This window comes from Pseudohalocynthiibacter sp. F2068, from assembly GCF_023015645.1.
Taxonomy (GTDB): Bacteria; Pseudomonadota; Alphaproteobacteria; order Rhodobacterales; family Rhodobacteraceae; genus Pseudohalocynthiibacter; species Pseudohalocynthiibacter aestuariivivens.
On the sequence record NZ_JALKAK010000018.1, the window covers coordinates 44,062 to 69,245 of the forward strand.

Consider the following 25,184-nt stretch of genomic DNA (forward strand, 5'->3'; position numbering starts at 1 on the left):
CGTTAAGAAGTGAGCCGATATGTCTGAACTACGCGATGCTGCAATGAACTCTAAAGCCTGGCCCTTTGAAGAAGCGCGCCGGCTGGTGAAACGTTATGCCAAGCAGCCGCCTAAAAAGGGCTATGTATTGTTTGAAACGGGGTATGGGCCAAGCGGTTTGCCGCACCTCGGGACATTCGGCGAAGTGGCGCGCACAACGATGGTGCGACGCGCATTTGAGGCGATCAGTGATATTCCGACCCGGCTTATCTGTTTTTCAGACGACATGGACGGGATGCGCAAGATTCCCGACAATGTCCCAAACCCCGATATGCTGCATGAGCATCTGCAAAGGCCGCTCACTGCAGTTCCGGATCCGTTTGGTGAATACGAAAGTTTTGGGCATCACAACAATGCAATGTTACGCCGGTTTCTGGACACTTTTGGATTTCAATACGATTTTATCAGCGCGACGGATTTTTACAAAACCGGCCAGTTTGATGAAATTCTGCTGCGGGCCACCGAGAAATATGACGCGATCATGAAGGTGATGCTTGCGAGCTTGCGCGAGGAACGCCGTGAAACCTATAGCTGCTTTCTGCCCATTTCACCGATTTCAGGTCGCGTTCTTTATGTTCCGATGAAAGACGTGAATGCCAAAGACGGTACAATTACCTTCGAAGACGAAGATGGCAGGGACTGTACGTTAGCAGTGACGGGCGGGCAGGTGAAGTTGCAGTGGAAGCCCGACTTTGGCGCGCGCTGGGCTGCGCTGGACGTCGATTTCGAGATGTACGGCAAAGACCATTCAACCAACACACCGATTTATGACAAGATTTGCGAAATCCTGGGGGGCCGCGCGCCTGAACATTTCACCTACGAGTTGTTTTTGGATAATAACGGCGAGAAAATCTCGAAATCCAAAGGGAATGGCTTGTCGATTGACGAGTGGCTTACCTATGCAACGCCTGAAAGCCTCGACTACTTCATGTATCTGAAGCCTAAGACGGCAAAGCGGATGTATTTCGACGTTATTCCGCGGGCGGTGGATGAATATCATCAACAGTTGCGAGCCTTTCCAACGCAGGATGTTGCTGCGCAGGTCGCTAATCCCGTCTGGCATATTCACAACGGAAAGCCGCCGGAGTCCAAACTGGTTGTGCCTTTCTCAATGTTGCTCAACCTCGCATCTGTGGCGGCAGCGGAAGAGAAAGAAACGCTTTGGGGGTTCATCAAGCGTTACGCGCCAGAGGCATCCGCAGAGACGCATCCAGACCTTGATCATGCTGCGGGCTTTGCCGTGCGCTACTACAATGACTTTGTGAAGCCAGCAAAGACTTACCGGCTTGCGAATGATAAAGAACGTGCAGCACTTGAAGACCTCTTAGCGCGTCTTAAAGACTGGGACGGCGGTTCTGATGCAGATGCCTTACAGACGATGGTATTTGCTGTTGGGAAAGAACATGAGTTTGAGCCGCTTCGCGATTGGTTTAAAACACTTTACGAAGTTTTGCTTGGGGCGTCACAGGGGCCGCGTTTTGGCGGGTTCATCGCGCTTTTTGGTGTCACTGAAACGATCGAGCTGATTGAAAACGGATTGGCGGGTAAACTCGTAAATTGATCCAAACCCCTTCGCAGGCAGTATACCATAGAGGTGGCGAGGGGAGGTTTGAGTCGTGAGACAACTTATTTTAGGATGGGTGTTTGCTTGTTTATCAGCGAGCTTTGCTTTTGCTGATGAGCCAGCGAATCCGGCTATGCGAGGTGTCATCACGAGCCAGATAGAGGCGTTCCGGTTAGATGATTTTGGCCTCGCATTCGGCTATGCCTCGCCAAATATTCAGAATTATTTTCAATCCCCTGAACGATTTGAAGCAATGGTTCGAAATGGCTATCCGATGGTCCACAGGCCAGCGGAGGTCCGATTTCTGGAATTGCGGGAGATTGCCGGCGCATTTTGGCAAAAAATGCTGATCCGTGATCAGGCGGGTTTTGTGCATATTCTGGATTACCAGATGGTTAAGGGCGACGATGGCTGGATGATAAACGCCGTACAATTGCTTCAGCAATCAGAAACAGGCGTTTAACAAAAGTTAAGAACGGTCGCTTAGGCCGCGATTAAGGGCTGTTTGTTAACTACTTTCACATCTGGGTTGAGCGCCGGAATTCTTTCTACTTGATATCAAAGAATTGAGAACCGCAGACCAATGAAAATTGGGCCGTGGAACTGGGGTGCGCACAGTAGCAATTGTGAATGGGGTTCTAATGAACAAAGCGATTACCGAAGGGTTGGTTCTGATGCCGCCTAAGTTTGAAAACGGGTTGGACGTTTGGTCCAGCCAAGATGGGACACTGGGTTCTGACACCTATGAAGGAGATCCAAACGCCGCCTTTGTTCCGGCGGATCAGGATTTCGGTGGATGTCTGGAGCTTTTGAAAACCCAGGACACACAAAAACTGCGCTGGATGGGACAATCGCCATTGTTGCCTGGCTGCTACCTTAGAATTTCTGCACGCGTTAAGGCGATGAGTGGCAATCTGCCGGATGTGCAAATTGCCGGATGGGCGGGCGGCGCTGGCGATACCCATGTGACGGGCTTGCCCGAAACCGGACCACACGTAACTCTGCAATCTTATGGTGACGTTGTGACGGTAAGTGCGATTGTTGGAACGGGTGCGTGCAATGGCGTTGATATGATTTGGGGCAGCACGCCGCTATATGGACATTTCGGTCTTGATCTGACTGGCCTGAATGGTGGTGTCGTACGCATTGACGACCTGCAAATTGAAGATATGACAAGCCTGTTTCTACGCACCATGATGGATTGGGTTGATGTCCGCGACTATGGCGCGATTGGTGATGGTGTGACCGACAACCGGGCAGCATTTGAAGCGGCAGACGCTGCGGCCAACGGACGCGAAGTCCTAGTTTCGGAAGGCGTATATTTCCTGAATGATCACGTAACCTTTGAAAATAGCGTGCGGTTTGTTGGCACCGTAATCATGCCTCAGGACAAAAGGCTCTCGCTGACGAAAAATTTTGATTTACCCGCTTACATTGATGCCTTTGGCGACGAACTGCTTGCGTTCAAAAAGGCTGTGCAATCGTTGTTCAATTTTTCTGACCACGAGTCGCTTGATATGAAAGACCGACAGATTACGATTGACGAGCCGATCGATATTCATGCCACCGTTGGAAACAAGGATTCCTATGCTAACCGGAGAGTCATTCGGAATGGGCAGTTCGACGCGGTTGATAGTGCGAACTGGAACAGCGATGTTTTCACATCGCAAGCGACATATTCAACCAGTAACAACAAGCAATTGACCGGCGTTATTAATGTTGCCCAGATTCAAGTTGGATCGCTTGTCCAAGGATCTGGGGTTGGTCGTGAAGTCTATGTTGAAAGCGTCAATATCGGTGCGCAAACCGTTAATCTAAGCCACCCGCTTTACGATGCAGTCGGGACTCAGGTTTTCACATTCACCCGCTTTAAATATATTCTGGATTTTCACGGGTTCAGCTCTCTCTCGCGGTTTGTGCTCGATGAAGTGGACCTGAAATGCAACGGGAATGCCAGCGGTATCATGTTGGCGAAAAATGGTTTGATTTTCCACGTGCGCGATTGTTTCCTGACCAAACCTAAGGATCGCGGAATTACGTCGATCGGAACTGGCTGTCAGGGTATGCTGGTAGATCGTTGTCAGTTTTTGTCAAACGAGCAACCATTGCGTGCGCAAGACCGTAGATCCATAGCTTTGAATGTAAATGCGAATGACACAAAGATCAGAGATAATCGTGTTGTGAAATTCGGCCATTTCGCTGTCGTTCACGGGGCAGGGCATATTTTCACCGGCAACCATTGGTTTCAGGGGGACAATGAACCCAATGGACTAGTACAGGCGGGCATTGCCTTTACGCAAACCAACGTAAAATCAACCGTGACAGGCAACTACATTGACAACAGTTTTATAGAATGGACGAATGAGCATGACTCAGAGCCGGGGTTTTCCAATGAATCTTCCTTTGGCGGTCTGACAGTCAACAGCAACATCTTTACCGCGAATGATGTGGCCCCCTGGTTCAACTGGATTGTTATCAAGCCCTATGGGTCTGGTCATTTCGTGAGTGGCATGAACGTTTCCGGTAATACCTTCAAATCGTTAAACGGAAATATTGACCGGGCCGACTATGTTGACGATTCAATTGCCGGGCTTGATTTTGGACGAATGCGCAACATTGTTTGGTTGGGAAATATTTACATTGCCGTAACCAATCAAACACACAACCCCGTCACATTACCACATACGCAGGTAACAGACGCGAAGACCTGGGATGTGGATTTTTCTGCGCATTTGCCATTTGAGGGCCGCGCACGCCGGGTGACAGGTTTAGTGGCTGAGGGGCAAATCAGCAAAGGGCTGAACACGCAGGTAACCGACATGCCTTTTGTTTCGGTCGAGCAGGGAGCCAACAAAAACCACATTCACCTGACTTGGGCAGAAGCCTGTAAAGGCACGGTGCAATTGACAGCGCGCGTGGATAATCCGATCTAACGGTCTAATTGAACTTTATTTTGAAACGGGATGCGATTTTCGTGTCCCGTTTTTTAAGTCGGCTCACGTTCTTACAGCCTGTGCAAAAAACAGAATTGCGTTAGACTGAAGCAAAAGGAGGAGCGGATGCCAAGAATTTCAAAGACCACCGAGCTTCAGACAGTAATCACGACATTTGAGATGACGCCAGGTACCTGTCAGGACCTTTTGGACGCGCTAACCGATGCCTACGAGAAGTTTATTAGGCACCAGCAAGGGTTTATTGCTGCGGGACTTCACGTCAATGATGCACAAACCCGCATCGCGAATTACTCGCAGTGGCAGCGACGCGAAGATTTCCAAGCTATGCTTCGGACGGATGAGATGCGGAAGCGAAACCGTGAAATTTCAGCCCTCTGCAAAAGTTTTGAACCTGTCATGTATGAGGTTTCTGAGGTTTTTTAAATCCGGCCAAGAGGTAGCCAGCGATAGGCGCCTATTCCCGACCGGGTGAACACCTGTTCCGGCTTAAAACTCTCTGACGGTTCCAATTTTCAAACCGTACTCTCGGTGTTCAGCTGCCCCGATGCTTAACCCGACTTCGATCCGATTGCCGACACCAGTTTGCCAGGTCAACCCGGGCGCAATTTCGATTTTGTTTGTGGCGCCGTCGTAAGTTTCGGCTCGCAGGTTGAGCATCAGGTCTATATGGTTACTGAAGTGATAACCCCAGGTGGCGTCGAGTTTGAGTAACGGGGTATCAGACGCTTTCCTGAAAGTTGCAAAATTATTGATCGCGAGCCAGCTACTGCCAATATTCCTCCCCCAGTTAAGACCGATGCGCAGCGCCGGGGCTGGGGCTCCAGTAAGGTCGGCGTGTTCACCGAGCGCAAAGGTGAGCGCGTAGTGGTTTCTTGGATTGTTGGTGTGAAGCGGAAAACTCAGGAACAAAAATGTTTCCGAACTTTCCCCCGATCCACTGCGAAACCCATCAAACCCAAGCGTCAATTGTGGGGACAAGCCGTATTCCGCGTATAGGGATAGAAAACTACGGGGGACACCGACTGAGTTCACAGTAAAAGTTTCAGAGAACGCAACGTAGACTGTTCCGTGTTCGCGTGGCCAAGCTCCTGAAAACGCTGGGAACGGGATAATGATGGATAGAACGAAAACAATGAAGCGTGTCATTTGTCCCCCGGATTACCGGAGAAGATCACCAAGGGTTGGTTAAGAGAGCGTTAAAGACACTCAAAATCAATGCAGACAAGTGGCCCTACTTTCAGTTTCGGCCCAGTATTTGCGAGTTTTAACTTGGGCCATTGCTAGAACGATGCCCTAAGAAAACCATTTGCAGCTCGTAAATAGACTACCAAAATCCTTTTACGATACTGAGATATCGGGATTAAATACAGGTCTCCGATGGGTTGCGATGCGGCCGGACAACAGTATTGCTCTGATTTAGAACAGACCCCTTTGTTGCTCAGAAAACCCTTCATTTAAAACAGATAGGCACGCTTATTTTTTGATTTACTCGCCAATAGATAGATACCCAAGGTTAAAAATATCACGCTTAGCGCCGATCCAAGAATAGTCGAATCTCCAACCATCAAACTGGCGTCGATAACGATGCTTGAGAAAGAGTAAGCCGTATCAGGAACGGGTGTTGGACCAGCGGTAGCGAGTTCACCAGGCATGGTCCGTTGTGCAAGATTCAATACTGGGGCAATCACAGTTGAGAAGAACGACAAGCCAATCCAGGACAATCCGTAACCCCAGATTTCACGCTTTGTCTCTGCCCAACTCACCAAAATTATGACAACCCAGGAAATGCGAAAAGCGAGATGGATAAAATTCGCATCAGAGAGTTCGCCTGCGTCAAACAGCGGGACTATTGCGAATGTGCCAAGCAAGTTGGCGATCACGACCACGAACAATTTAAGCACGATGTGCGAAACAAAATTCACTAACATCCCTTTATCCCCTTAAACAACTTAAGGTTGTCTTAAAGAGAGGATGGTATCTCAGAAAATTCTCTAAGTGTAAATAACCAGTTTCACTACGCTTTTTTCTGTGATTTTCCGCGATACATTCTTGTTCCGGCCTTACCTGCCGTCGAACGCCCGCGTGTTTTCACTGCGGCTTCTGAAGCTGCGTCTATAGCAGACTGCCGGGCAAGCGGGTCGTCTGCTATGGCGAGCTCAACCGCTTCAAGCCGTTTCACCTCGTCCCGGATGCGCGCGGCTTCCTCAAACTCAAGATTCTCGGCAGCTTTACGCATCTCTGTGCGCAGACCATCAAGATGCGCCTGAAGATTGGCTCCAACCATCGGTTTTTCGAGCTTGGCAGTAACGCGCAACATATCAACGTCGCCCTCGTAAAGCCCGGACAGCACATCACCGACGTTCTTCTTGATCGTTTCGGGTGTGATGCCGTGTTTTACGTTGTAATCAACCTGACGTGCGCGGCGGCGGTCTGTTTCGGCGAGGGCCCGCTCCATGCTGCCGGTGATCCGGTCAGCATACATAATAACACGGCCTTCGGCGTTCCGGGCGGCCCGCCCGATGGTCTGGATGAGCGACGTTTCAGAGCGCAGAAAACCTTCTTTGTCCGCGTCCAGAATGGCCACCAATCCACACTCAGGTATGTCGAGCCCTTCGCGCAACAGGTTGATGCCAATCAATACGTCAAAAGCACCTAGGCGCAGATCACGCAGAATTTCGATACGTTCCAGCGTATCGATGTCTGAATGCATGTATCGAACGCGAATGCCTTGTTCGTGCAGGTATTCGGTTAAATCCTCAGCCATACGCTTGGTCAGCGTGGTGACCAGAATACGCATGTCTTTGGCCGCGACGTGCCGGATTTCATCGAGCAAGTCATCAACCTGCATTTCGACAGGCCGAATCTCGATCTGCGGATCTATCAGACCTGTCGGACGAATAACCTGTTCAACAAACACACCGCCGGATTGTTCGAGCTCCCATTTAGAAGGCGTGGCGGACACATAAACAGATTGTGGACGCATCGCGTCCCATTCCTCGAACTTCAGGGGACGGTTGTCCATACAGGACGGCAGGCGGAAGCCGTGTTCCGCCAGTGTAAACTTTCGGCGATGGTCGCCTTTATACATGCCACCGATTTGCGGGATCGAAACATGCGATTCGTCCGCGAAAACAATTGCGTTGTCGGGAATATATTCGAACAAAGTCGGGGGGGGCTCACCCGGTGCGCGGCCTGTCAGGTACCGCGAATAGTTTTCGATACCGTTGCAAAACCCGCTCGCCTCAAGCATTTCCAGATCGAACTTGGTGCGCTGTTCCAGCCGCTGCGCTTCAAGCAGTTTGCCCTCGTTTTCAAGCTGCTTCAGACGAACTGCCAGTTCTTCCTTGATCCCTTTGATCGCCTGTACCAGCGTCGGTTTTGGCGTCACATAGTGCGAGTTCGCGTAAACGCGCACCTTTTCCAACTTGTCCGTTTTTTTACCCGTCAGCGTGTCAAACTCGGTGATTGCCTCCAGTTCGTCACCAAAGAAGGATAACCGCCAGCCGCGGTCTTCAAGGTGTGACGGCCAGATTTCAAGGCTGTCGCCCCGGACCCGGAAAGAGCCGCGCACAAACGCGTTGTCATTGCGCTTGTATTGCTGTGCGACCAGCGCCTGCATGATTTCGCGTTGGTTGTAGTTTTCACCCGTCACAAGGTCGAGCGTCATTGCAGTATAGGTTTCGGGCGAGCCGATACCATAGATGCAGCTGACAGAGGCGACGATGATCACGTCATCCCGTTCCAACAAGGCGCGGGTCGCCGAATGACGCATCCGGTCAATCTGTTCGTTGATCTGGCTTTCTTTTTCTATGTAGGTATCAGAGCGGGCAACATATGCTTCGGGCTGATAATAGTCATAGAAACTGACAAAATACTCGACCGAGTTTTCCGGAAAAAAGTTTTTGAATTCTCCGTACAACTGTGCGGCAAGCGTTTTATTGGGGGCAAGGATTATTGCGGGCCGCTGGGTCTCTTCGATCACCTTGGCCATGGTAAAGGTTTTTCCGGTACCGGTTGCTCCCAGCAACACCTGATTGCGTTCATCGTCATTTACGCCCTCTACCAGCTCCGCTATTGCTGTTGGCTGATCGCCAGAAGGTTGAAACTCTGTATGCATGACAAAGCGTTTGCCACCCTCCAGTTTCGGGCGCACCTGTGCATCAAGTTTCGGGGCAGACAACAAAGACATTGGGCTGATTCCTTCCGCCCTGTAGATTTGATCTGTTTTTGTTCTTGTTCAAGGGGCGCGGCGATACCATTCATAGGTAAATGGCGCATTGCACGGTAAGGACGTATTAATTAAAATAAAAAACAACCTATAGATGTTTTTTCTGTTGCGATGTTAACCATGCTCGCGTAACGTGCACTGACAAGCAGCACTTGGTTGTCGGTTCTGGCGCACCACCTACTCACCCCTCACTCCTCGTCATGAACCGGCAACCGCCCCTGCGGCAATTGTTGCTTAGGTAAACCACGCGCATTCCTGTATTTGTAGGCTTGAAATTACGGTGTGAATTCCCGATAACGGGGCACCGACGATAGGAGAGGTCCATGCAAGCGCGCATTTACAAGCCAGCTAAAAATGCCATGCAGTCCGGCACTGCAAAGACCAAGGAATGGACGCTTGAATTCGCTCCGGCTTCGGCCCGCGAGGTTGATCCGCTCATGGGGTGGACAAGTTCGTCTGATACGCAGTCACAGGTCCGTCTGAAATTTGCAACCAAGGACGCTGCCCTTGAATACGCGGCGGAAAAAGGGCTCGACGTTGTCGTGATGGAACCTAAAGTCCGCAAACCAGTCATCCGCAAAGGCGGGTATGGCGAAAATTTCGCCACCAATCGCCGGGGTGCTTGGACCCACTAATTTTTTTCGCCTCAAATAGTGTTTGATGCGAAAAGCAGTTTCGCTTTAAACAATGGGTGCTTGCCACTTGCGTTTTAGCCAGAGTCAAAGCAAAAGACGGCCCAGTGGTCCCATAGCTCAACTGGATAGAGCACCTGCCTTCTAAGCAGGGGGTTTCAGGTTCGAGTCCTGATGGGATCACCATAAATCTTTAAATAGTAATATAAAACAAATAGGTAGCTTAACTGGTCGGTTTCATTCCCACATATTCCCCATTTTTTTGGCTGAACAGCTGACTAGATTGGCGTCGAATTCTTTATTTTAAAGACCGCCTACAGAAAACCATCAAAGACAAACACACCATGAAGCTCCGTTAAACAAAGCGGCCTTTCGCCCCAACCGCAGCGAACTACCGCTTTGAGTCCTTAATGCCCAATGCCGCGCGGTGTTCGAACGGAAGTGATTTGCGCAATGCCGTCATTACTGTCTGTAAGGGCATTTTTTTGTTAAACTTATTGTCCGAGGAGAGGGCCGGTAGAAGAACAACTCTGCCATAAATAAGAAACCGCTATCTCGTTGTTTTTGAATGGCAATCATTTACGCTGCTCCAGCATCTCAACAATCTCAGTATAGTTATTGGCTTTGGCGTGCTCCAGAGGGGTTACGTGGTCACCATCGGTAATTGTTTTATCTGCACCGGCATCCACCAGCAGGCGGACAACATTCTGATGGTCAGGCCCACCGTCGCCCAGGACAACCGCTTCCATCAATGCGGTCCAGTGCAGGTTGTTGATATGGTCCAGCGGAGCGCCCGCATCGATCAGCCTGCGCACGATTCCAACATGACCAAGGTGCGCGGCGGCGATCAGCGCGGTACCGTCGTAGGGGCTGGTGGTCAGGCCCGGATCGTTGCCCAGTTCCAGGGCCAGGGCCATCAGTTCCGGGTCGTTGGCAACTGCGGCGATTGTCACAACGTCGTAAGCCTGGTTCTCAAGCGCGTTCATATCGACGCCGGCTTCGGCCAGCGCCTGCAGAGCTTCATCCTGTGAGGCAAAAGCGGCCACATGGGCAGGTGTCCGGCCACGCCTGTCACGGGAATTGACGTCTGCACCTGACGCAGTAAGACGCTGTATCGCTTCAACGTCACCATGATGGGCGGCCTGGTGCAGACCCTGATAGGCTGCGACTTCAGATGAGGATGGTGCCATTTGCGCATGAGCCATTGATGCAAATCCCAGAAACACCGGCATCAATACAAACCTGAACATCAAAAATCCTCCTGGTAAAGTTGTGGCCCGCCAAGATGACGGACCACGTGTCTGTTATTCTGCGCCGATCGCATCCAGACCGGCACGCGCGCAGGCAGCATCAAGATGGCCGCCGGGAGCGCCGCCGACACCAATGCCGCCAACCAGTGCACCACCGATCTTGATTGGCAGGCCACCGCCCTGGATTACCATACGGTCATCCATGTAACGCAGCCCGTCGTGCATCGGGTTCTCTCCGATGAACTGCGCGAGGCCCGCGGTGTCGCGCCCCATCGAAGCTGACGTAAACGCTTTACCCTGGGCGCTGCCAACGGTGTGCGGCCCGGAGTTGTCAGCTTTCAGGTGCACTTTGACGGCGCCGTCGCGGGCAACAATGGCGACGCTGACATTGTAACCATCAGCGGCGCAGGCCTGAAGCGCGGTCTGAGCGGCCTCTGTTGCAAGGTCGAGCGGCAGGTAAGGGGCGGTTGGCAGTTCCTGCGCAGCAACGGCAACTGGAGCCAAGAAAGCGGCAGCGAGGGTAACTTTGCGGATCATATCTTGTTTCCTTCGTATTGTGATGAAGGCAAAATATTCGTCCCCGCCCTGCGGCGGTATTCGTATGCATTGCGGGGATATCCGTAGTTCTACGGAGTTCCGCACCCGTCCAGCCAGATCCGCGTCAGCTCGGCCTGAGAGGTTGTGCCAAGCTTTGCTCCGATAGCAGCACGGTGGCTTTCCACAGTGCGCGGCGACAGGCCAAGTCCTTCGGCGATCTGACGCGAAGTGAAACCCTCTGCGATCAAGTTTAGCACTTCGCCTTCCCGTGCAGTCAGGGATCCGACAAGAGCGCGGGCCTCGGCCTTTTCAGCCGCTACCTGCAGTTGTCGTTCAAGAGCGTCGCTGCCTTTCTGGATGGCATCGATCAAATCCTGCTCGTCAACGGGTTTGGACAGAAAATCCACCGCACCATTGCGAAACGCCCGGCGGCAGGCCTCAATGTCGCCGTGACCGGAAATAACCACGGTTGGCCAGTCGACACCCTTTTCGTTCAGACGTTCCTGCAACTTCAATCCTGAAAATACCGGCATTCTGATATCGAAGATCAGACAGCCGGGTTGCAGGTTTTCAAGCTGCAAAAGAAAGGACTGCGGATCTGCAAATGTCGTAACGTTTACTCCGACCGTCGAAAGCAGAAGTTCCAGCGCCCGGCGCACGGCTTCATCATCGTCAACCAGATAGACGGGATGAGTCATTGTGTTGCCTCCCGCTGCGTTTCCGCCAGAGGAAGAACGACACGGAACGTCGCGCCGGATGGGGTCGGGACATACGAAATCTCGCCACCTGCTCTCTCGACCAGCCTTTGGCTGAGCGCGAGCCCGAGACCGGTCCCGTCTTCTCTGGTGGTCAGGAACGGCGTGAATAGTTGTGGGCGTATATTTACGTCGACCCCGGGGCCATTGTCAGTCATTTCAAGCACAACATTTTCTGCAGACAATATCACCGCTACATCGACTTGCCCGCCCTGCACTCCATCAAGCGCGTCAAACGAGTTGCGCACCACGTTATAGATCACCTGCTCCATTTCGACCTGATCGGCCTGCACCATGACCGCCTGGGGCTGGATGTCAAAGCCAAGCTCCACGTCCCGCCGCAGGACTTCTGGCGCCAACAAAGCCTGCACATTTTTCAAAACGTCCCGCAGATCAAATCGTTTAATAGACGCCCGTTGTGGTCGCGACCAATTACGAAGCCGTTCAAGAATTGCTGACGCACGTTTACCCTGCGCCACCGTATCTTGAAACACGGGTCCGAGCGCGTCGGTTTCTCCCCTTGCCAAAAGGCGCAAACCAGCTTGGGACTGAGCAAGTATTGCAGTTAGCGGCTGTGTCAGTTCATGCGCCATGCCGCTTGCCATCTCGCCCATCGCGTTCACCCGTGTCGCGTGGGAAAGTTGCGCTTCCATCGTTCGCAGTTCGGCTTCCCGCTCCGCCGCCCGGGTCCGCCCGCGTTGCCGCAAACCCGTGAGCGCAATCAGATACAACAGACTGATCGCCACGGTTACACCAATGACCCGTAATGGCGGCAACAGGTCCAAAATCCCGAAGCGAGCTGTCGTTTCCAACAACAGAGGTTGTGATGCACTGCCAAGAGGTCTCGAATACTGGGCGCGACCGGTTTCGCCGGTTCCTATGAGGATGTGCCCGTCCGGCAATACCAGTCGCAGACCTGCGTTCTCACCCGACCAGAACTCCCCGTCGCCTGCCAACAACTGTCCGGCGTCTATTCCGAGAGCAAGCGCATTGGTTGCGGTGTCGTTGTTTGGACTTCGCTTCACCAACAGATAAAATCCGTCTCGGGTCGGATGAGGCAATAGCACTGGCGCACCCGTCGAACCCAGAGCGGCTGCACGGATCAGTTCAGAGCCTTCCGGACCGAGCGGAACCGTACTGACAGAATTCCGCGACGGGTCGACCGGGACAAGATGCACTTCGTCGATGCGCGGGTAAAATCGGCTGATTGTCGCTGCCACACCCAAGAATAAGTCTGACCGCTGCCCTTCCCCTGCGACCGCAATTGCTGACAACGCGGTGAGGTGCGCATCATGTTGACCTGCCCGTTGCGAAGCGGCGCGATGAAGTGCTGCGCTTTCGCGTTCCAGCTCAGAAAGATGAAGCCTGTCCTGAACAAACGCGAGTGCAGCGACGCCCAAAATAACGAGACCTAGCCACAAAAATTGCTGCCTGCGGATTGTCAGCTGTCGCGGAATTGATTGAGTCCGGGTTTTCATAAAGTGGTACTATATGTACTTACGTGCCGCGCCGGAACAGTGAAATGACTGACGTCAGCGCTTATGGCGCCAATGTAGAGATGTGCCGGAACCTGACATTAAGCATGTTCTACTTAGTGACGGAAATGTCCGTTGAGCAGACGGTGGCTAAGATTGCGGCGAAGGTCCGGATCGAGCCCAAACTGCCACTTTAGCATGCCTCAGCGAACGTCCGTTTTCTGATTTCGCGAAACCCATCTGACGCCTAAGTTATGAGAGTTCGGATTCAAAAGTTGGTTTTGAGAAAAGTTAGTAGCTTGCCCGACAACGAGGCGCGGGATTCTTGTTAACTCCGGACTGGCCAGACATTACTTGCTCAAGCTGATACAGTCTCCGCTTTGGATTTGAGCCAATCCAAGAATGTCCTGGTAGCCGGGCGTTCATATTCTTGTGGCGTTTGGATGTAGTAAACGCCGAATAGAGTCTCGGAAAATAACTCGACGACCTTTCCAGCTTCGAGATCGTCCTTGAAAAATGCACGCGCTGTGTAAGTGATACCGTCGCCGCGACGAACCGCAGACATGATTAGGTTCCCCGGCATGTGGTTTACGGTCAACGGCCGGTCTGGGACCACACCGTGAAAGGTGAACCATTCCGCAGCTTCGTTTGTGCCTAGTTCCTGAAGCCATGGTAGGGCAACCAAAGATGCCGGGTCACTCAGGTTTCGATTGCCGATGAGCGATGGTGCCCCAATCACAATCATATCCGAGATCAACACGGGCTCGATTTCCGGACCAGGCCGACGCCTGTCGCGATAGCGGATCGCGACGTCAATTCCACCGGGCTTCAACTCCACGATATCTGACGTCGGGTTGAGCATGAGCGAGATCTCTGGGTTGTCTTGTTGAAACTCCGATATCCTCGGCATCAGCCATTCCACAGCAAATGCCGGAGACATTGTTACCTGTACGGGACGGTTTGCTGCGTCTTCAGATAGGCGCTCCACGCCTCGGCCAATAATTTCAAACCCAAGGCCCAATTCCCGGGCAAGAAGAGCTCCCGGACCTGTCAGCTCGATACCTCGCCCTATTCGTGTGACCAAGGCGGTGCCAAGGCGTTTTTCCAGTGCCTTCACTTGCTGGCTAACGGCGGCTTGCGTCACGTTGAGCCGATCCGCCGCAAAGGTGTAACTTCCGGTTTCGGCGACCGCTGAAAACGCACGAAGGCTGTTTAAAGGGGGGAGGTTCATCCAGTCCATACAATAGAATTTCTAATATTTCGATATAATTATTGAGTCGCATGTAGACCTGAAAAAAGCAATATTGACAATGTGATGAATCTGAGAACGAAGCCGATTTCCTCCCATATAGGCGGGAGATTTAATTGGCTGTCGAGTAGAAAGAGGATGCGCGAAGCTATGCAAAAATTTGGAGGTGGATGTTATTGCGGCGCAGTCCGCTATCAGATTGTTGGCCCGCCTGCTTGGTCCGGCCATTGCCACTGTCGTTCATGCCAATTGGCGCTCGGCGGTGCCTTTGTCACTTGGGCCAAGGTTGCAGTTGACGATTTCATTGTAACGAAAGGCGAAATCAGGTTTTTCCTGAAAACACCGGGAATAAAGCGGGGCTTCTGTGGGGATTGCGGGACAACGCTGACCTACGCTGCCGAGAACAAAGTCGAGGGCCAGAACTGGAGCGCTGACGCGTGGTTCTCAGCGGCCACTCTTGACGATCCCTCCATTGCCAAGCCCAAGACCCATGTCTTTGTTTCCCACCAGCAACCCTGGATCAAATTTGCCGACGAACTTCCGACATTTCCCGAATTTTAGGACATGACGAGTTCAAAACCGAAAAGGAGATCTAGATGAGTACTGCATATTCATACGCCTGCAAGGACTGTGAGGGCATGGAAGACTGCCCGGGCAAGGTTGTTGCCGCGACAGAGGATGAAGTTTGGAAACTGATGGAGCTCCATGCCGTCGTTGCTCATGGCGAAGATCCCAGCTCTTGGGATGGCGAAACACGGGAATACCTAAAGACTTTGATCACACGCGAATGACGACCGAATCGTAGGTACGATTATTAGAAACTGCGTACAAATGTTTTGAATTCTCGCCGTTTTTATAGCTTCGGGCCAGTTGGCCCACTACACAGTCCATCTTACGCAAAGAAACCAGCCAGTTCTCAAGGAGAGTACTGAAGGGTGGGCTAAAACATGTCCGGAAATTAGACAGTATAGTAGTAGTAAACCTATAGGGATTTGTGCATCAAACGATCCCAAAACTAGACTAAACGATGTCTAATTGCTAATATAGCAGCTTAAATCTCAGCATTGTTACGTACCAGTAAACGCTTCTTGACTGGTCAGTAAAAAATCCAGCATTCATTGTGGCAGACGTCTTTCAGCCCGAACCTGTCGATGACGGACCTTATGTCCGTCCTTCAAAAAGCGAACAGGGGGCGAAAATAGTGGGTTCGATGCTGAAGTCACCCTGCGCCTTGCCCATCAGGACAAGTCCAATTTTGCCGGATTCATCGAGGAATCGAGGCAGTTGGGCGCTGATTTGGTTGCGATTTATGGAACCAGCGTGACGTTGGGAATACTTGGCCGAAAGACCGACGATGGAAATACGCAATTTATCAACGGTATCCCGGGAGTTTTTTGGTATGTCGCAGACCCGTTTGGAACGGGCATTGCTGAAAGCTTCGAAGGTAGCGGCCGCCCGCACATTGCGGGAACGTTTAATCGCGTTCCGGAGGAGGTAAACATCCGCACCATCCGGAGCAATAAGCCAAGTTTTCAGCATCTTGGTATCCTTTACAACGGAAATGAACGCAACTCGTTGATCAAGGTCGAGGAACATCGCGCTCTTTCACAAGAAATGGGATATGAGCTCACCGCGATTGAGCTTGATCCAGGAAATACGGGAGCGCCAAACCCCGCATTAATTCCGGTGCGCATGAAGGAACTTTCTGAAGCTGATGTGGATTTTATCTACTTGGGATCAAGCTCTTATCTGCGCATACATGCCGATGCATTTACCAATGCCGCAGTTGAGAATGGACTTCCAGTTCTGAGCCCGTATGAGGAAATGATCCGAGAAAACCAGGCATTGGTGTCAATTGCTGCGCGTGCTTATGATGTTGGACGTGTGGCAGCAGAACAAGTACTCAAGATCCTTAGAGATGGTGATACGCCCGGCGACCTGCCAATTGCCCGCGTCACTGATTTTGCCTACGTCGTAAACATGGAAGTAGCGCGCAAGCTAGGCATTTTCCCATCCGTGGAAATTTTGCAAGTGGCTGAGACCATCAAGTAATACCTATCATTGTTTTTAGCGGACATGGCGTATCTGCGGCGGATCCAGGTTGTGAGGTTTCAAACATCGCTATTGTTTGCGGAGAAACCCTGCAGCCAGAGGAGAGATACTATGAAACGCTACGTTGGAATTGATGTCGCCCAAGAGCAATGCGCCCTTTGCATTGTGGATGATGCGGGCACGATCCTGTTCGAGGGGACTTGCGCGACGAACCCAGATGAAATTGTTTGCACCATCGTTGCTGAAGTCGATGACGTGGAGAAGATCGTTCACGAGTCCGGCCCGATGTCGATCTGGTTAACACGAGAGCTGGTTAAGCGAGGCGCACCCGTTGTTTGCATTGATGCGCGGGCCGTTCACATAGTGCTGTTGGCGCGGATGAACAAGTCTGATAAATCGGACGCTGTCGGGCTCGCGCAATTGGCCCGCACGGAGTGGTATGGCGCGGTTCACGTGAAGAGTGAGGCGAGCGACCAGTTACGTCTCATACTTTCAGCACGAGAACGATTGATCCGCATTCGGATGGACATTGAAGGGCAAGTACGGGGTCTTTTGAAGGCCTATGGGATCCGGCTAGGGCCGATAAATGCGGGCTACAGCCGAAGGAGCTTCCGCGATCAACTGGGGGCGGCGATTAAGGGGGATCAAAGCTTGTAGATGATCTTCGCCTCGTTGATCGAAGTGCATGAAACCGTCTGTCTCGAAGTCACTGCGATCGATGCAAAGGTACAGCAGCTTGCCAAAGACAATACTCTGGCACGGCGTCTGACGAGTATCCCGGGCGTTGGTCCCATCGTCAGCCTTAGCTTCATCGCGACAATCGACGATGTGGCGCGGTTCCGCAAAGCGACAGATGTGGGCGCGTATTTGGGACTGACCCCAAGGCGATATCAATCTGGTGAAACGGACTGGTCGGGGCGCATCTCGAAATGCGGTGACGGGTCCATGCGCAAGCTGCTTTATGAGGCGGCCAACATCCTGATCCAACGTGTGTCGCGCTTCTCACCGCTCAAAGCATGGGCCATGCGGCTCGTGGCGCGAAGAGGTATGAAGAAGGCCATCGTTGCCACGGCGCGAAAACTGGCTGTCATCATGACCCGGATCTGGCGCGATGGCGCAACCTTCGCCTGGACCAAAGAGGGATTGCCAGCATGAGTTAACTTAAAACCGAATACGCCTGTCCGGGTGTAAAAACGTCCCATCGGGACGGAGGCCGGATGACCTCGCCGACCAATGTCGATGCGCCTGAAATTTGGCGACCTCGCAGCGGACCTTTTTGAGGCACCAGTCCCCGACGCCATTATGAGGCGGCAACGCCGACCTTGGAGAGAACCATGAGCCCGACGAGACCGAAATACGCCCTTGAATTAACGGCCGCAGATAGAGAACTTTGGTAACTACAATGATCTGAAGGAAGGCGGGTTTCTGTCATTCGCGGGACGTGCGAAAGCAAACCGGCGGTCATGATAGAACCCGTATGCGTGATCTGTATTTCACCCTCGAAGTTATCTTGCGTGACTTCAGAGGCTAGCAGCCACGCATGCGGTCTTGGGCTTACCCTTTGGCGTACCAGCCATTGTCGACATATGTCGCGTTACCATTCACGAAACTGGCTTCGTCCGAGGCCAGGAAAACCACTGCCGCTGCAACCTCTTCTGGGTAACAAATGCGACCTTGCGTGGCTGCCATGCCGGATACTTCCCATTCTTGTCCTGCGGCATCCAACTCGGCGATTTCCTTCAGTCCGTGCGCTGTTTCGACAAAACCGGGGCATACCGCGTTACAGCGAATGCCTGCATCGCGATACTCGGTGGAAATCGTGCGGGCCAATTGCAGCACTGCCCCCTTCGACATGCAGTAGACGGATTCTAGCGCGTAGCCGAGTTCCGCCGCAATGGATGACGTTATTACAATCGAACCACCGCCATTCTCGCTCATTTCTCGAACGGCACGGCGACAAACTAAAAAAGCTGACTTTACGTTTACGTCCATCAGCCAGTCGTAGTCTTCTTCCGTGGTCTCATGCAGCGGCTTTACGATGATTGTTCCGGCATGATTAAACAGCACGTTGTAAGGGCCAAAGGCGGCGATGGAGCCGTCGAAGGCGCGGTCGATTTCGTCCGCCTTGGTTAAGTCCGCCTGAAAAAACTCCGCCTCTCCGCCGGCCTTGCGGATCAAGTCCACCGTTTCAAAACCTTCCTCGATCTGAATATCGAAGATACTGACCTTGGCGCCCTCACGGGCAAACGCCAGAGCGGTGGCGCGCCCGATCCCTGTTGCACCACCAGTGATGACTGCTACTTTTCCAGCCAGGCGGCCAGCGGCGGATTTAGATTGCATCGACATGGTAAACTCCGAGTTGTTAGATCTAAATGCATTCACCGCCATCAATTACCAGGGCGTGCCCGGTCATAAACGACGACATATCCGAGGCCAGAAATAGAACCGAGTCAGCGATCTCATCTGAGGTCCCCCAGCGTCCCATTGGGACGTTCTCGGCAACATAGCCCTCAAGATTTGACCGCCCGCCCATCTGCTTTTCAAAGCCAGCATTGAACGGTGTGTCGATGAAGCCTGGACACAAAGAATTGAAGCGTACTTTGTATTTGGCATAATCCGCGGCCATCTGCCGTGTCATCGCAACGATGGCGTGCTTGGTCGTGGCATATGCGATCATTTCGCGGTCATACTGCACACCCGAGTTGGACGAGGTGATGATGATGCTGCCGCCGCCCTGAGTTTTCATTGGGCCGACCGCCGCCCTCGCGGCGACGAAATGCGCGCGCACATTCAACCGCCAGGACATATCCATGTCTTCGAGGGAAACCTGTTCAAGATTTCCCTCAATCTGATAGCCAGCATGGGAGTGGAGAACATCCAGCCGTCCTAAATCGCTTGCAGTCTTTTCAATGGCCGCGGCGAGTGCCTCGTCATCCAGAACATCGAGTGCCAGAGATGTCACCTGGCAACCTTCCTCCAGCAAATCATCAGCAACGCGCGCCGCTTTTGCACCATCCAGATCCGTGACGGCAACATGCGCCCCGCTGCGCGCCATCGCAGTAGCACTTGCGCGGCCGATGCCAGATCCTGCCCCGGTGACGAAGGCGACTCTACCTTGCAGCAAGGTTTCGTTGGTTTTGCCGGTGGGTGTTTTGTTTGGAGTTATTTCGATTTCTTTTCTCCACGTCGCAAAAGAATTTGGGCGGCGACCAGCATGACAAGAGAAACCGCAAGAACCATAGTGCCAATAGCGTTGATTTCTGGAGTGACGCCGCGCCGAATCGACGAAAACACATAGATTGGCAGAGTAGTTTCTGATCCGGCTACAAAAAACGCGATGATGAAGTCATCAAAGCTGAAAGTAAAACTAAGAAGAAAACCTGCGAGAACAGCTGGGAAAATTAACGGCAAAGTCACTTGCCGGAACGTCCCGAACGGCGTGGCGTATAGGTCCGAAGACGCCTCGGTCAACGCTCGGTCCATTCCAGAAAGGCGTGCCCGAACGATGATGATTACAAGCGCCATCAGGAACATCGTGTGTGCTGCAACCAGTGAACCCAGTCCCATGTTCAGTTTTGGAGGCGTGCCATCCCCAGGCCAGATCGAAGCTAGCACCGGGTTCAATTGGTCGAACACTGTCACCAAACCAATCAGAGTGGCGATACCGATGACGATACCAGGGATCATGACCGCGACGTATATCAGCATGTCAAATACTGTCCGCACCGGTCCTTTGATCCCTTGCAACGCGACTGCGGCCATCGTTCCAAATAAACTTGCCAGCAAAGCCGAAGTGAACGCAACCAAAAGGCTTGTCTGAAGTGCGTCCATAACAAATGGGTTCGAAAGTGCCTTACCATACCATTGGGTCGAAAATCCCTGAAGCTGGCTGGCATGACGCCCGGCATTGAAACTGAAAAGCACGATTATGCCGATGGGAAAATAGAGAAATATGTAGACACAACTGGCATAGAGTCTCATCAAGGCACCTTCACATGATCGAGACGTCTTCACGGCTTGCGCCAAGACGATTGATAAGCCGCATGTAGATCGTGACGGTGATCAGCATAACGAGGACTAGTGTGACAGCTACAGCTGAGCCATATGCCCAATTTCGGGACTGCAGGAATAGGTCGACCAATGCGTTGCCAACAAAGAACACTTTGCCACCGCCCAGAAGCGCTGGGATCAGGAATTCTCCCATCAGCAGGATGAAGACCAGCATACAACCTGTCGCAATTCCCGGAATGGAAAGGGGAAGCGTGATTTGCAGGAATGTAGCCCATGGTTTGGCGCCAAGGTCGGAAGATGCCTCAAGCAGGCGCTTGTCCAAACGGTCGAGACTAACAAAAATAGGGAATACCATAAGCGGCAGGTAGCCGTAAATAATACCGACAAGAACGGCGAAGGGCGTGTTGATCAGCCGCACGCCTTCGATGCCCACCCAGTCAAGCAGTGCAGGAAGACCTCTTCCGCCCAAAATAAAAATCCATGCGTAGCTTCGGATCAAGATGGATGTCCAGAAGGGCACGATAACCAGAACCAGCAAGATGGTTTTCCACTTCGGATCAGCCTTGACCGCCAGAAAATAGGCAAGCGGGTAAGCAATCAATAACGAAGCCAGCGTTCCAATCGGTGCAAGAGTCATAGTGTTCTTGAACGCTGTCCATCGTGCAGGAAGATTGGCATATTGTTCAAGAGTAAAAGCGGGCACGACCCCTCCGGCGGGTGCCCGCTCTCCAAAGCTGAAAACGAGAACAACAGTCAGCGGTAGCAACAGCATCACCAGAAACCACGTTCCGGCAGGTGCAAGAAGTAACCAGTTGCGTGCGCGTTGGGTCATGTTGTTCTCGTCCGTTCTAGACTTAGGCAGACTTGAAACGCGCCATCAGCTCGGCACGGTTCGGGTCTGTCAGGGTCACGGCTGCGCCGAACTCCAGCGCGTTCAGCAGGTCTTGCGCTGGATAGAGGATCGGATCGTTTAGCAGTTCCTCGGGCAACAACGCGTTGGTATGCGCGTCGGCTGACGGGTAGCCATGAGCCAACACTTCTTTAGCGTTTACATTTGGATCCAGCATAAAGTTGATCAACGCATAGGCTGCGTCCATATGCGGCGCTCCCTTGGGGATAGCATAGTAGTCGCTCCAAAGCTCGCCTCCCTCAACCCCAAGCACATATTCGATCTCAGGGATGTCGGTGTTCAGCTGCTTGCCATCACCAGTCCAGCACATGGTCATCCAGGCATCGCCACTGCGCATCGACGGCTGATAATCCGAAGAAATCGCAAACAGGTGTGGTTTTGAGTCGATCAGCAGTTTTTCTGCATCAGCCAGTTCTTTTTCATCCACCGAATTGAAAGAATAACCAAAATATTTCAGTGCGTTGCCGATCGTAGTTAGCTGATAGTCATGAACCATGGTGCGCCCCGAGAGGCTGTCCATGGTCATGTCCCAAAAGTCTTTCCACGAGGTCATTTTGTGACCGCCGGTGTGGCTTGTGTTTACCGCATAACCCGTGGTGCCCCAATTTTTTGGTACAGCATAAAGCTTGCCATCAACCGAGCCGGCCTCGGCATACCGCGGATCAAAGGCGGACGGGTCATAATTTGGTAGGCGCGAAACATCCAATGGCTCAATTAGGTCTTCACTGACATAGGTTGTGATGGTGTAATTGGTCGGTACATAGACGTCCCAGCCGCTGCCGCCAGCCTGAAGCTTGGCCAGCATTTCCTCATTCGAACCAAACACATTAACCTGTACATGGGCGCCAGTCGCTTCGGTGAAAGCTTCGAAATTTGCAGGGTCATGGTAGTTAGGCCAAGTTGCTAAAATGACCCGGTCGCCAATATCGCCGGCAGCGAAAGCAGGCTTTGGGAGCAATCCGGGCACAGCAGCGCCCATAACTGCGGTTGCAGCGCCAAGTCCGGTGACATTCAAAAAATGGCGTCGGGTAACGGAACCCTTCTTGTAGCGATATAGCTCGTCCATGAACGTCTGTTTGGAAATGTGATCATTGTGATTTGTCATTGTATTGCTCCCTGTTGTTGATGTGATTACGGGTTGCTGTCGAGAACAAGCGCTGCACTGGTTTCCCACGAGGCCAGCAATGTGTCGCCCGTATTGAACGGACCGTCGTTCAATTCTGATTGTCTTGGCGAAAGAACAAGAAACTCTCCAAGTGTCTGGTGTTTAACAAGGTACTCAGTGTGCTCGCCCAAAAAAATGCAATTTAGAACAGTAACAGATTCGCCTTCGCCTTCACGACGCAGTTTGATCTGTTCAGGGCGGACGCTGATGCAAACGTTCCGATCAATGGGTGCATCTACCATTGGCCGACCTTCGACCTCGGCACCATTTGCAAGACGCACGGACACCGACTGTCCCTCAGACTTAGTTGCGACTCCGTCAAAGAAGTTGGAAGTGCCAACAAAGCCAGCGACATAACGGCTCCTGGGATGGTCATAAAGTTCCTGAGGACTGCCGACCTGAACGATTTTCCCGTCCCGCATGATGCAAACACGATCACTCATCGAAAGGGCTTCTTCTTGATCATGAGTGACAAGAACAAACGTGATGCCAAGCTGGCGCTGCAAGTTCTGCAACTCGATCTGCATCTCTTTACGCAACTTACGGTCAAGAGCTGCCATCGGTTCATCGAGTAAAAGCAGCTTAGGTTCGTTCACAATCGCGCGGGCCAATGCCACGCGTTGTTGCTGTCCACCCGACATCTCCCAGATGCGGCGGTTTTCAAAACCAATAAGGCGTACGACTTCTAGCGTCTTGCCGACTTTTTCGGCAATCGTTGCTTTAGGGAGACGTGGACGACGCTGCCGGAGCCCATAACCAATGTTCTGCTCGACCGTCATATGCGGAAACAATGCATAGTGCTGGAATACCATGTTGACCGGTCGGTGATGCGCATCAAGATTGTTAACGACTTCGCCATCCAGAAGAACATCCCCCTCGGTCGGGGTCTCGAAGCCAGCCAGCATCCGCAAGGCCGTCGTTTTCCCGCATCCTGAAGGGCCAAGAAAGGACAGGAATTCACCTTCGGCGATCGCAAGATCCAATTCACTCGCGGCAAGCACATCACCGAACCGTTTTGAAACGCCCCTAAGTTCCGCAATTGCCTTTTTATTGCGTGGTGCGGGTCGCGCCTCATATCCCGTACTAATCATTTATTGCTATCTTTTTTCCATAGGGTAAATACTATCCTTATGGTGAAAACTGTATGAAAAACCTGTTTCGGTGTATATACCACGAATTTGGTAGAACATTTTGGGTAGTTGAAAAATTGTGATGGAAAACTGGACCAAAGCGACAGGCGTTGTCATCGAAGCTGTTGGCACCGAAGATTTCGCAAAATCCCTTTCCGCTGCGCTGAAAGGGATTGTCCCTTTCGATTTTACAGTGATCTTTGGGTATCTCGGTGCCGCACGCCCGATTGACTTGTTTGATGATTTCCCTCGGAAAAAGAGAAAAATCTTTGTCGAAGACTACCAGGAAGGTCCATACCTTCTCGACCCGTTCTATTTGGCCTGCGAGAATAAGGTGGAGCCGGGCCTCTATCGAATCCGTGATCTAGCCCCGGACCGCTTTTTTCAGGGCGAGTACTTCCGCAGCTACTACATGCGAACGGGATTGGCCGAAGAAATCGGCTTCTTTATCGAACTGCCTGACAAATCTATTGCAGTTGTTTCTCTTATGCGAGCGGAAAAGCCCTTTACCCAAAAAGAGGTGCGACAACTCCGCCAGTTCTGGCCGATCGTTCGTGCCCTATGCAGATGCCATTGGAGTGACTTATCCGCTCGTTCTGTAGAAGGTGAACATGCGGTTGCCAATTCAAGAATTCACCAAAGTGTAGAACTCGCCTTCCTCAATCTTGGTGAAGGTGTATTGACCCCGAGAGAACGACAGGTCGTGGAATACACACTTAAGGGTCACTCTGCCGATGCGGTGGGTCGAATACTGGAAATCTCACCTGGTACTGTCCGTATCCACAGACGTAATGTCTATTCCAAGTTACGCATTCGCTCGCAGGGTGAATTGTTTTCTAAATTTATCAAAACCTTAATCGCAGAACCCGTGGGTTGAGCGCTTGGATCTGCGATCATCGTGAATAGTTCAGGGATGTTTGGTTAATGGAAAACATGCATTTACCTGAATCTTTGCTCGACGTGGATTACGGTTCTAGGCGGTTCTAGAAAACTCTCGAACAACTATTGTCCTATGTTGTTTTGCGGCAATGACGATTCGGTCGATTGAACGGTTTTGGCCGTCCTCAAAATTTACTTGGTATTTGTCCTGTCACAATGCGCAACAAGAAGTCATTGGGCCACAAGTCCTGAACGGCTGGTTTGTCCGGCGGTTTCAACGGGTGGTCGCAACACTTTAGTCTTTTTGGAAAGATGGAGTGTTAGAGATGAAATATCGGACGCGGACGTTTTACA

General features: G+C 52.0%; 26 protein-coding genes and 1 tRNA gene. 13 read left to right on the forward strand and 14 right to left on the reverse strand.

The features are described from left to right. Window positions 1-19 precede the first annotated feature (19 nt). The 4 genes from MWU63_RS17385 to MWU63_RS17400 all read left to right on the forward strand — a co-directional run bounded on the left by MWU63_RS17385 (window position 20) and on the right by MWU63_RS17400 (window position 4,980). Window positions 20-1,600, forward strand: coding sequence for a lysine--tRNA ligase (locus MWU63_RS17385; RefSeq protein WP_213890660.1), 1,581 nt, complete (start codon window positions 20-22; stop codon window positions 1,598-1,600). 55 nt (window positions 1,601-1,655) lie between these two features. Then, on the forward strand, window positions 1,656-2,066 hold the full coding sequence (locus tag MWU63_RS17390; protein ID WP_247079001.1) for a DUF4864 domain-containing protein: 411 nt from the start codon (window positions 1,656-1,658) through the stop codon (window positions 2,064-2,066). A 178-nt stretch (window positions 2,067-2,244) separates the two neighbouring features. Next, the gene (locus MWU63_RS17395) at window positions 2,245-4,536 is read left to right on the forward strand and encodes a glycosyl hydrolase family 28-related protein (protein ID WP_247079003.1); all 2,292 of its coding nucleotides are present in this window, start codon (window positions 2,245-2,247) and stop codon (window positions 4,534-4,536) included. 126 nt (window positions 4,537-4,662) lie between these two features. Continuing rightward, entirely contained in the window at window positions 4,663-4,980 is a 318-nt protein-coding gene (locus MWU63_RS17400; protein WP_213890658.1) for an antibiotic biosynthesis monooxygenase, read from the forward strand. 63 nt (window positions 4,981-5,043) lie between these two features. Here the strand turns inward: MWU63_RS17400 and MWU63_RS17405 are convergent, their stop codons facing one another. The 3 genes from MWU63_RS17405 to uvrB all read right to left on the reverse strand — a co-directional run bounded on the left by MWU63_RS17405 (window position 5,044) and on the right by uvrB (window position 8,746). Further along, window positions 5,044-5,703, reverse strand: coding sequence for a hypothetical protein (locus MWU63_RS17405; protein WP_247079005.1), 660 nt, complete (start codon window positions 5,701-5,703; stop codon window positions 5,044-5,046). Window positions 5,704-6,011: 308 nt separating this feature from the next. After that, on the reverse strand, window positions 6,012-6,485 hold the full coding sequence (locus tag MWU63_RS17410; RefSeq protein ID WP_213890656.1) for a hypothetical protein: 474 nt from the start codon (window positions 6,483-6,485) through the stop codon (window positions 6,012-6,014). Between the two features lie 86 nt (window positions 6,486-6,571). After that, window positions 6,572-8,746, reverse strand: coding sequence for an excinuclease ABC subunit UvrB (gene uvrB / locus MWU63_RS17415; RefSeq protein WP_213890655.1), 2,175 nt, complete (start codon window positions 8,744-8,746; stop codon window positions 6,572-6,574). A gap of 362 nt (window positions 8,747-9,108) precedes the next feature. Between uvrB and MWU63_RS17420 the strand changes: the two genes are divergently transcribed. Continuing rightward, window positions 9,109-9,420: an ETC complex I subunit gene (locus tag MWU63_RS17420; protein ID WP_213890654.1), complete on the forward strand. Its 312-nt coding sequence runs from the start codon at window positions 9,109-9,111 to the stop codon at window positions 9,418-9,420. Window positions 9,421-9,526: 106 nt separating this feature from the next. Next, window positions 9,527-9,603 (forward strand) — tRNA-Arg (locus MWU63_RS17425). A gap of 389 nt (window positions 9,604-9,992) precedes the next feature. On the opposite strand, the gene MWU63_RS17430 is transcribed toward MWU63_RS17425, so the two are convergent. The 4 genes from MWU63_RS17430 to MWU63_RS17445 form a co-directional block, all read right to left on the reverse strand. Next, on the reverse strand, window positions 9,993-10,667 hold the full coding sequence (locus MWU63_RS17430) for an ankyrin repeat domain-containing protein (RefSeq protein WP_213890653.1): 675 nt from the start codon (window positions 10,665-10,667) through the stop codon (window positions 9,993-9,995). Between the two features lie 54 nt (window positions 10,668-10,721). Next, window positions 10,722-11,204: a heme-binding protein gene (locus MWU63_RS17435; RefSeq protein WP_213890652.1), complete on the reverse strand. Its 483-nt coding sequence runs from the start codon at window positions 11,202-11,204 to the stop codon at window positions 10,722-10,724. An 89-nt stretch (window positions 11,205-11,293) separates the two neighbouring features. Then, complete coding sequence (locus MWU63_RS17440; protein ID WP_213890651.1) at window positions 11,294-11,902, reverse strand: response regulator; 609 nt, start codon at window positions 11,900-11,902, stop codon at window positions 11,294-11,296. Beyond that, complete coding sequence (locus MWU63_RS17445) at window positions 11,899-13,380, reverse strand: ATP-binding protein (protein WP_247079009.1); 1,482 nt, start codon at window positions 13,378-13,380, stop codon at window positions 11,899-11,901. Before MWU63_RS17445 ends, MWU63_RS17440 begins: the two co-directional genes overlap by 4 nt. Before the next feature lie 101 nt (window positions 13,381-13,481). Between MWU63_RS17445 and MWU63_RS17450 the strand changes: the two genes are divergently transcribed. After that, entirely contained in the window at window positions 13,482-13,631 is a 150-nt protein-coding gene (locus tag MWU63_RS17450) for a hypothetical protein (protein ID WP_213890649.1), read from the forward strand. 161 nt (window positions 13,632-13,792) lie between these two features. Here the strand turns inward: MWU63_RS17450 and MWU63_RS17455 are convergent, their stop codons facing one another. Then, the gene (locus tag MWU63_RS17455) at window positions 13,793-14,665 is read right to left on the reverse strand and encodes a LysR family transcriptional regulator (protein ID WP_213890648.1); all 873 of its coding nucleotides are present in this window, start codon (window positions 14,663-14,665) and stop codon (window positions 13,793-13,795) included. A 168-nt stretch (window positions 14,666-14,833) separates the two neighbouring features. Here MWU63_RS17455 and MWU63_RS17460 point away from each other — a divergent pair, with 168 nt between their 5' ends. The 5 genes from MWU63_RS17460 (at window position 14,834) to MWU63_RS17480 (ending at window position 17,890) form a co-directional block, all read left to right on the forward strand. Further along, on the forward strand, window positions 14,834-15,244 hold the full coding sequence (locus MWU63_RS17460) for a GFA family protein (protein ID WP_213890647.1): 411 nt from the start codon (window positions 14,834-14,836) through the stop codon (window positions 15,242-15,244). 35 nt (window positions 15,245-15,279) lie between these two features. Next, complete coding sequence (locus tag MWU63_RS17465) at window positions 15,280-15,474, forward strand: DUF1059 domain-containing protein (RefSeq protein ID WP_213890646.1); 195 nt, start codon at window positions 15,280-15,282, stop codon at window positions 15,472-15,474. A gap of 493 nt (window positions 15,475-15,967) precedes the next feature. Continuing rightward, the gene (locus tag MWU63_RS17470) at window positions 15,968-16,735 is read left to right on the forward strand and encodes an ABC transporter substrate binding protein (protein ID WP_247079013.1); all 768 of its coding nucleotides are present in this window, start codon (window positions 15,968-15,970) and stop codon (window positions 16,733-16,735) included. A 111-nt stretch (window positions 16,736-16,846) separates the two neighbouring features. Further along, window positions 16,847-17,392, forward strand: a complete 546-nt coding sequence (locus MWU63_RS17475; RefSeq protein WP_246531804.1) for a transposase — start codon at window positions 16,847-16,849, stop codon at window positions 17,390-17,392. Further along, window positions 17,393-17,890, forward strand: a complete 498-nt coding sequence (locus MWU63_RS17480) for an IS110 family transposase (RefSeq protein WP_246531803.1) — start codon at window positions 17,393-17,395, stop codon at window positions 17,888-17,890. A 399-nt stretch (window positions 17,891-18,289) separates the two neighbouring features. On the opposite strand, the gene MWU63_RS17485 is transcribed toward MWU63_RS17480, so the two are convergent. Genes MWU63_RS17485 through MWU63_RS17510 form a run of 6 tightly spaced genes read right to left on the reverse strand, consistent with a single transcriptional unit; the run spans window position 18,290 to window position 23,912 of the window. Further along, on the reverse strand, window positions 18,290-19,081 hold the full coding sequence (locus tag MWU63_RS17485) for an SDR family oxidoreductase (protein ID WP_246531802.1): 792 nt from the start codon (window positions 19,079-19,081) through the stop codon (window positions 18,290-18,292). A 22-nt stretch (window positions 19,082-19,103) separates the two neighbouring features. Beyond that, complete coding sequence (locus MWU63_RS17490) at window positions 19,104-19,859, reverse strand: SDR family oxidoreductase (RefSeq protein WP_213890645.1); 756 nt, start codon at window positions 19,857-19,859, stop codon at window positions 19,104-19,106. Window positions 19,860-19,897: 38 nt separating this feature from the next. Next, the gene (locus MWU63_RS17495) at window positions 19,898-20,716 is read right to left on the reverse strand and encodes an ABC transporter permease (protein ID WP_213890644.1); all 819 of its coding nucleotides are present in this window, start codon (window positions 20,714-20,716) and stop codon (window positions 19,898-19,900) included. A 10-nt stretch (window positions 20,717-20,726) separates the two neighbouring features. After that, window positions 20,727-21,578, reverse strand: a complete 852-nt coding sequence (locus MWU63_RS17500) for an ABC transporter permease (protein ID WP_213890643.1) — start codon at window positions 21,576-21,578, stop codon at window positions 20,727-20,729. A gap of 22 nt (window positions 21,579-21,600) precedes the next feature. Next, window positions 21,601-22,761 carry a spermidine/putrescine ABC transporter substrate-binding protein gene (locus tag MWU63_RS17505; RefSeq protein ID WP_247079016.1) on the reverse strand — a complete coding sequence of 387 codons (1,161 nt, stop codon included), beginning with the start codon at window positions 22,759-22,761 and terminating at the stop codon, window positions 21,601-21,603. A 26-nt stretch (window positions 22,762-22,787) separates the two neighbouring features. Further along, a complete protein-coding gene (locus MWU63_RS17510) occupies window positions 22,788-23,912 on the reverse strand; it encodes an ABC transporter ATP-binding protein (RefSeq protein ID WP_213890641.1) in 1,125 nt (374 codons plus the stop codon). Window positions 23,913-24,033: 121 nt separating this feature from the next. Here MWU63_RS17510 and MWU63_RS17515 point away from each other — a divergent pair, with 121 nt between their 5' ends. Continuing rightward, window positions 24,034-24,828: a LuxR family transcriptional regulator gene (locus MWU63_RS17515; protein ID WP_213890640.1), complete on the forward strand. Its 795-nt coding sequence runs from the start codon at window positions 24,034-24,036 to the stop codon at window positions 24,826-24,828. Window positions 24,829-25,184 lie beyond the last annotated feature (356 nt).

Bases quoted from the DNA above. Each gene is read 5' to 3' on its own strand.
- MWU63_RS17385 (WP_213890660.1), top strand. From the start codon at position 20: ATGTCTGAACTACGCGATGCTGCAATGAACTCTAAAGCCTGGCCCTTT.
- MWU63_RS17395 (WP_247079003.1), top strand. From the start codon at position 2,245: ATGAACAAAGCGATTACCGAAGGGTTGGTTCTGATGCCGCCTAAGTTT.
- MWU63_RS17400 (WP_213890658.1), top strand. From the start codon at position 4,663: ATGCCAAGAATTTCAAAGACCACCGAGCTTCAGACAGTAATCACGACA.
- MWU63_RS17405 (WP_247079005.1), bottom strand. From the start codon at position 5,703: ATGACACGCTTCATTGTTTTCGTTCTATCCATCATTATCCCGTTCCCA.
- MWU63_RS17410 (WP_213890656.1), bottom strand. From the start codon at position 6,485: ATGTTAGTGAATTTTGTTTCGCACATCGTGCTTAAATTGTTCGTGGTC.
- uvrB (WP_213890655.1), bottom strand. From the start codon at position 8,746: ATGTCTTTGTTGTCTGCCCCGAAACTTGATGCACAGGTGCGCCCGAAA.
- MWU63_RS17420 (WP_213890654.1), top strand. From the start codon at position 9,109: ATGCAAGCGCGCATTTACAAGCCAGCTAAAAATGCCATGCAGTCCGGC.
- MWU63_RS17430 (WP_213890653.1), bottom strand. From the start codon at position 10,667: ATGTTCAGGTTTGTATTGATGCCGGTGTTTCTGGGATTTGCATCAATG.
- MWU63_RS17435 (WP_213890652.1), bottom strand. From the start codon at position 11,204: ATGATCCGCAAAGTTACCCTCGCTGCCGCTTTCTTGGCTCCAGTTGCC.
- MWU63_RS17440 (WP_213890651.1), bottom strand. From the start codon at position 11,902: ATGACTCATCCCGTCTATCTGGTTGACGATGATGAAGCCGTGCGCCGG.
- MWU63_RS17450 (WP_213890649.1), top strand. From the start codon at position 13,482: ATGACTGACGTCAGCGCTTATGGCGCCAATGTAGAGATGTGCCGGAAC.
- MWU63_RS17455 (WP_213890648.1), bottom strand. From the start codon at position 14,665: ATGAACCTCCCCCCTTTAAACAGCCTTCGTGCGTTTTCAGCGGTCGCC.
- MWU63_RS17460 (WP_213890647.1), top strand. From the start codon at position 14,834: ATGCAAAAATTTGGAGGTGGATGTTATTGCGGCGCAGTCCGCTATCAG.
- MWU63_RS17465 (WP_213890646.1), top strand. From the start codon at position 15,280: ATGAGTACTGCATATTCATACGCCTGCAAGGACTGTGAGGGCATGGAA.
- MWU63_RS17475 (WP_246531804.1), top strand. From the start codon at position 16,847: ATGAAACGCTACGTTGGAATTGATGTCGCCCAAGAGCAATGCGCCCTT.
- MWU63_RS17480 (WP_246531803.1), top strand. From the start codon at position 17,393: ATGATCTTCGCCTCGTTGATCGAAGTGCATGAAACCGTCTGTCTCGAA.
- MWU63_RS17485 (WP_246531802.1), bottom strand. From the start codon at position 19,081: ATGTCGATGCAATCTAAATCCGCCGCTGGCCGCCTGGCTGGAAAAGTA.
- MWU63_RS17495 (WP_213890644.1), bottom strand. From the start codon at position 20,716: ATGAGACTCTATGCCAGTTGTGTCTACATATTTCTCTATTTTCCCATC.
- MWU63_RS17500 (WP_213890643.1), bottom strand. From the start codon at position 21,578: ATGACCCAACGCGCACGCAACTGGTTACTTCTTGCACCTGCCGGAACG.
- MWU63_RS17505 (WP_247079016.1), bottom strand. From the start codon at position 22,761: ATGACAAATCACAATGATCACATTTCCAAACAGACGTTCATGGACGAG.
- MWU63_RS17510 (WP_213890641.1), bottom strand. From the start codon at position 23,912: ATGATTAGTACGGGATATGAGGCGCGACCCGCACCACGCAATAAAAAG.
- MWU63_RS17515 (WP_213890640.1), top strand. From the start codon at position 24,034: ATGGAAAACTGGACCAAAGCGACAGGCGTTGTCATCGAAGCTGTTGGC.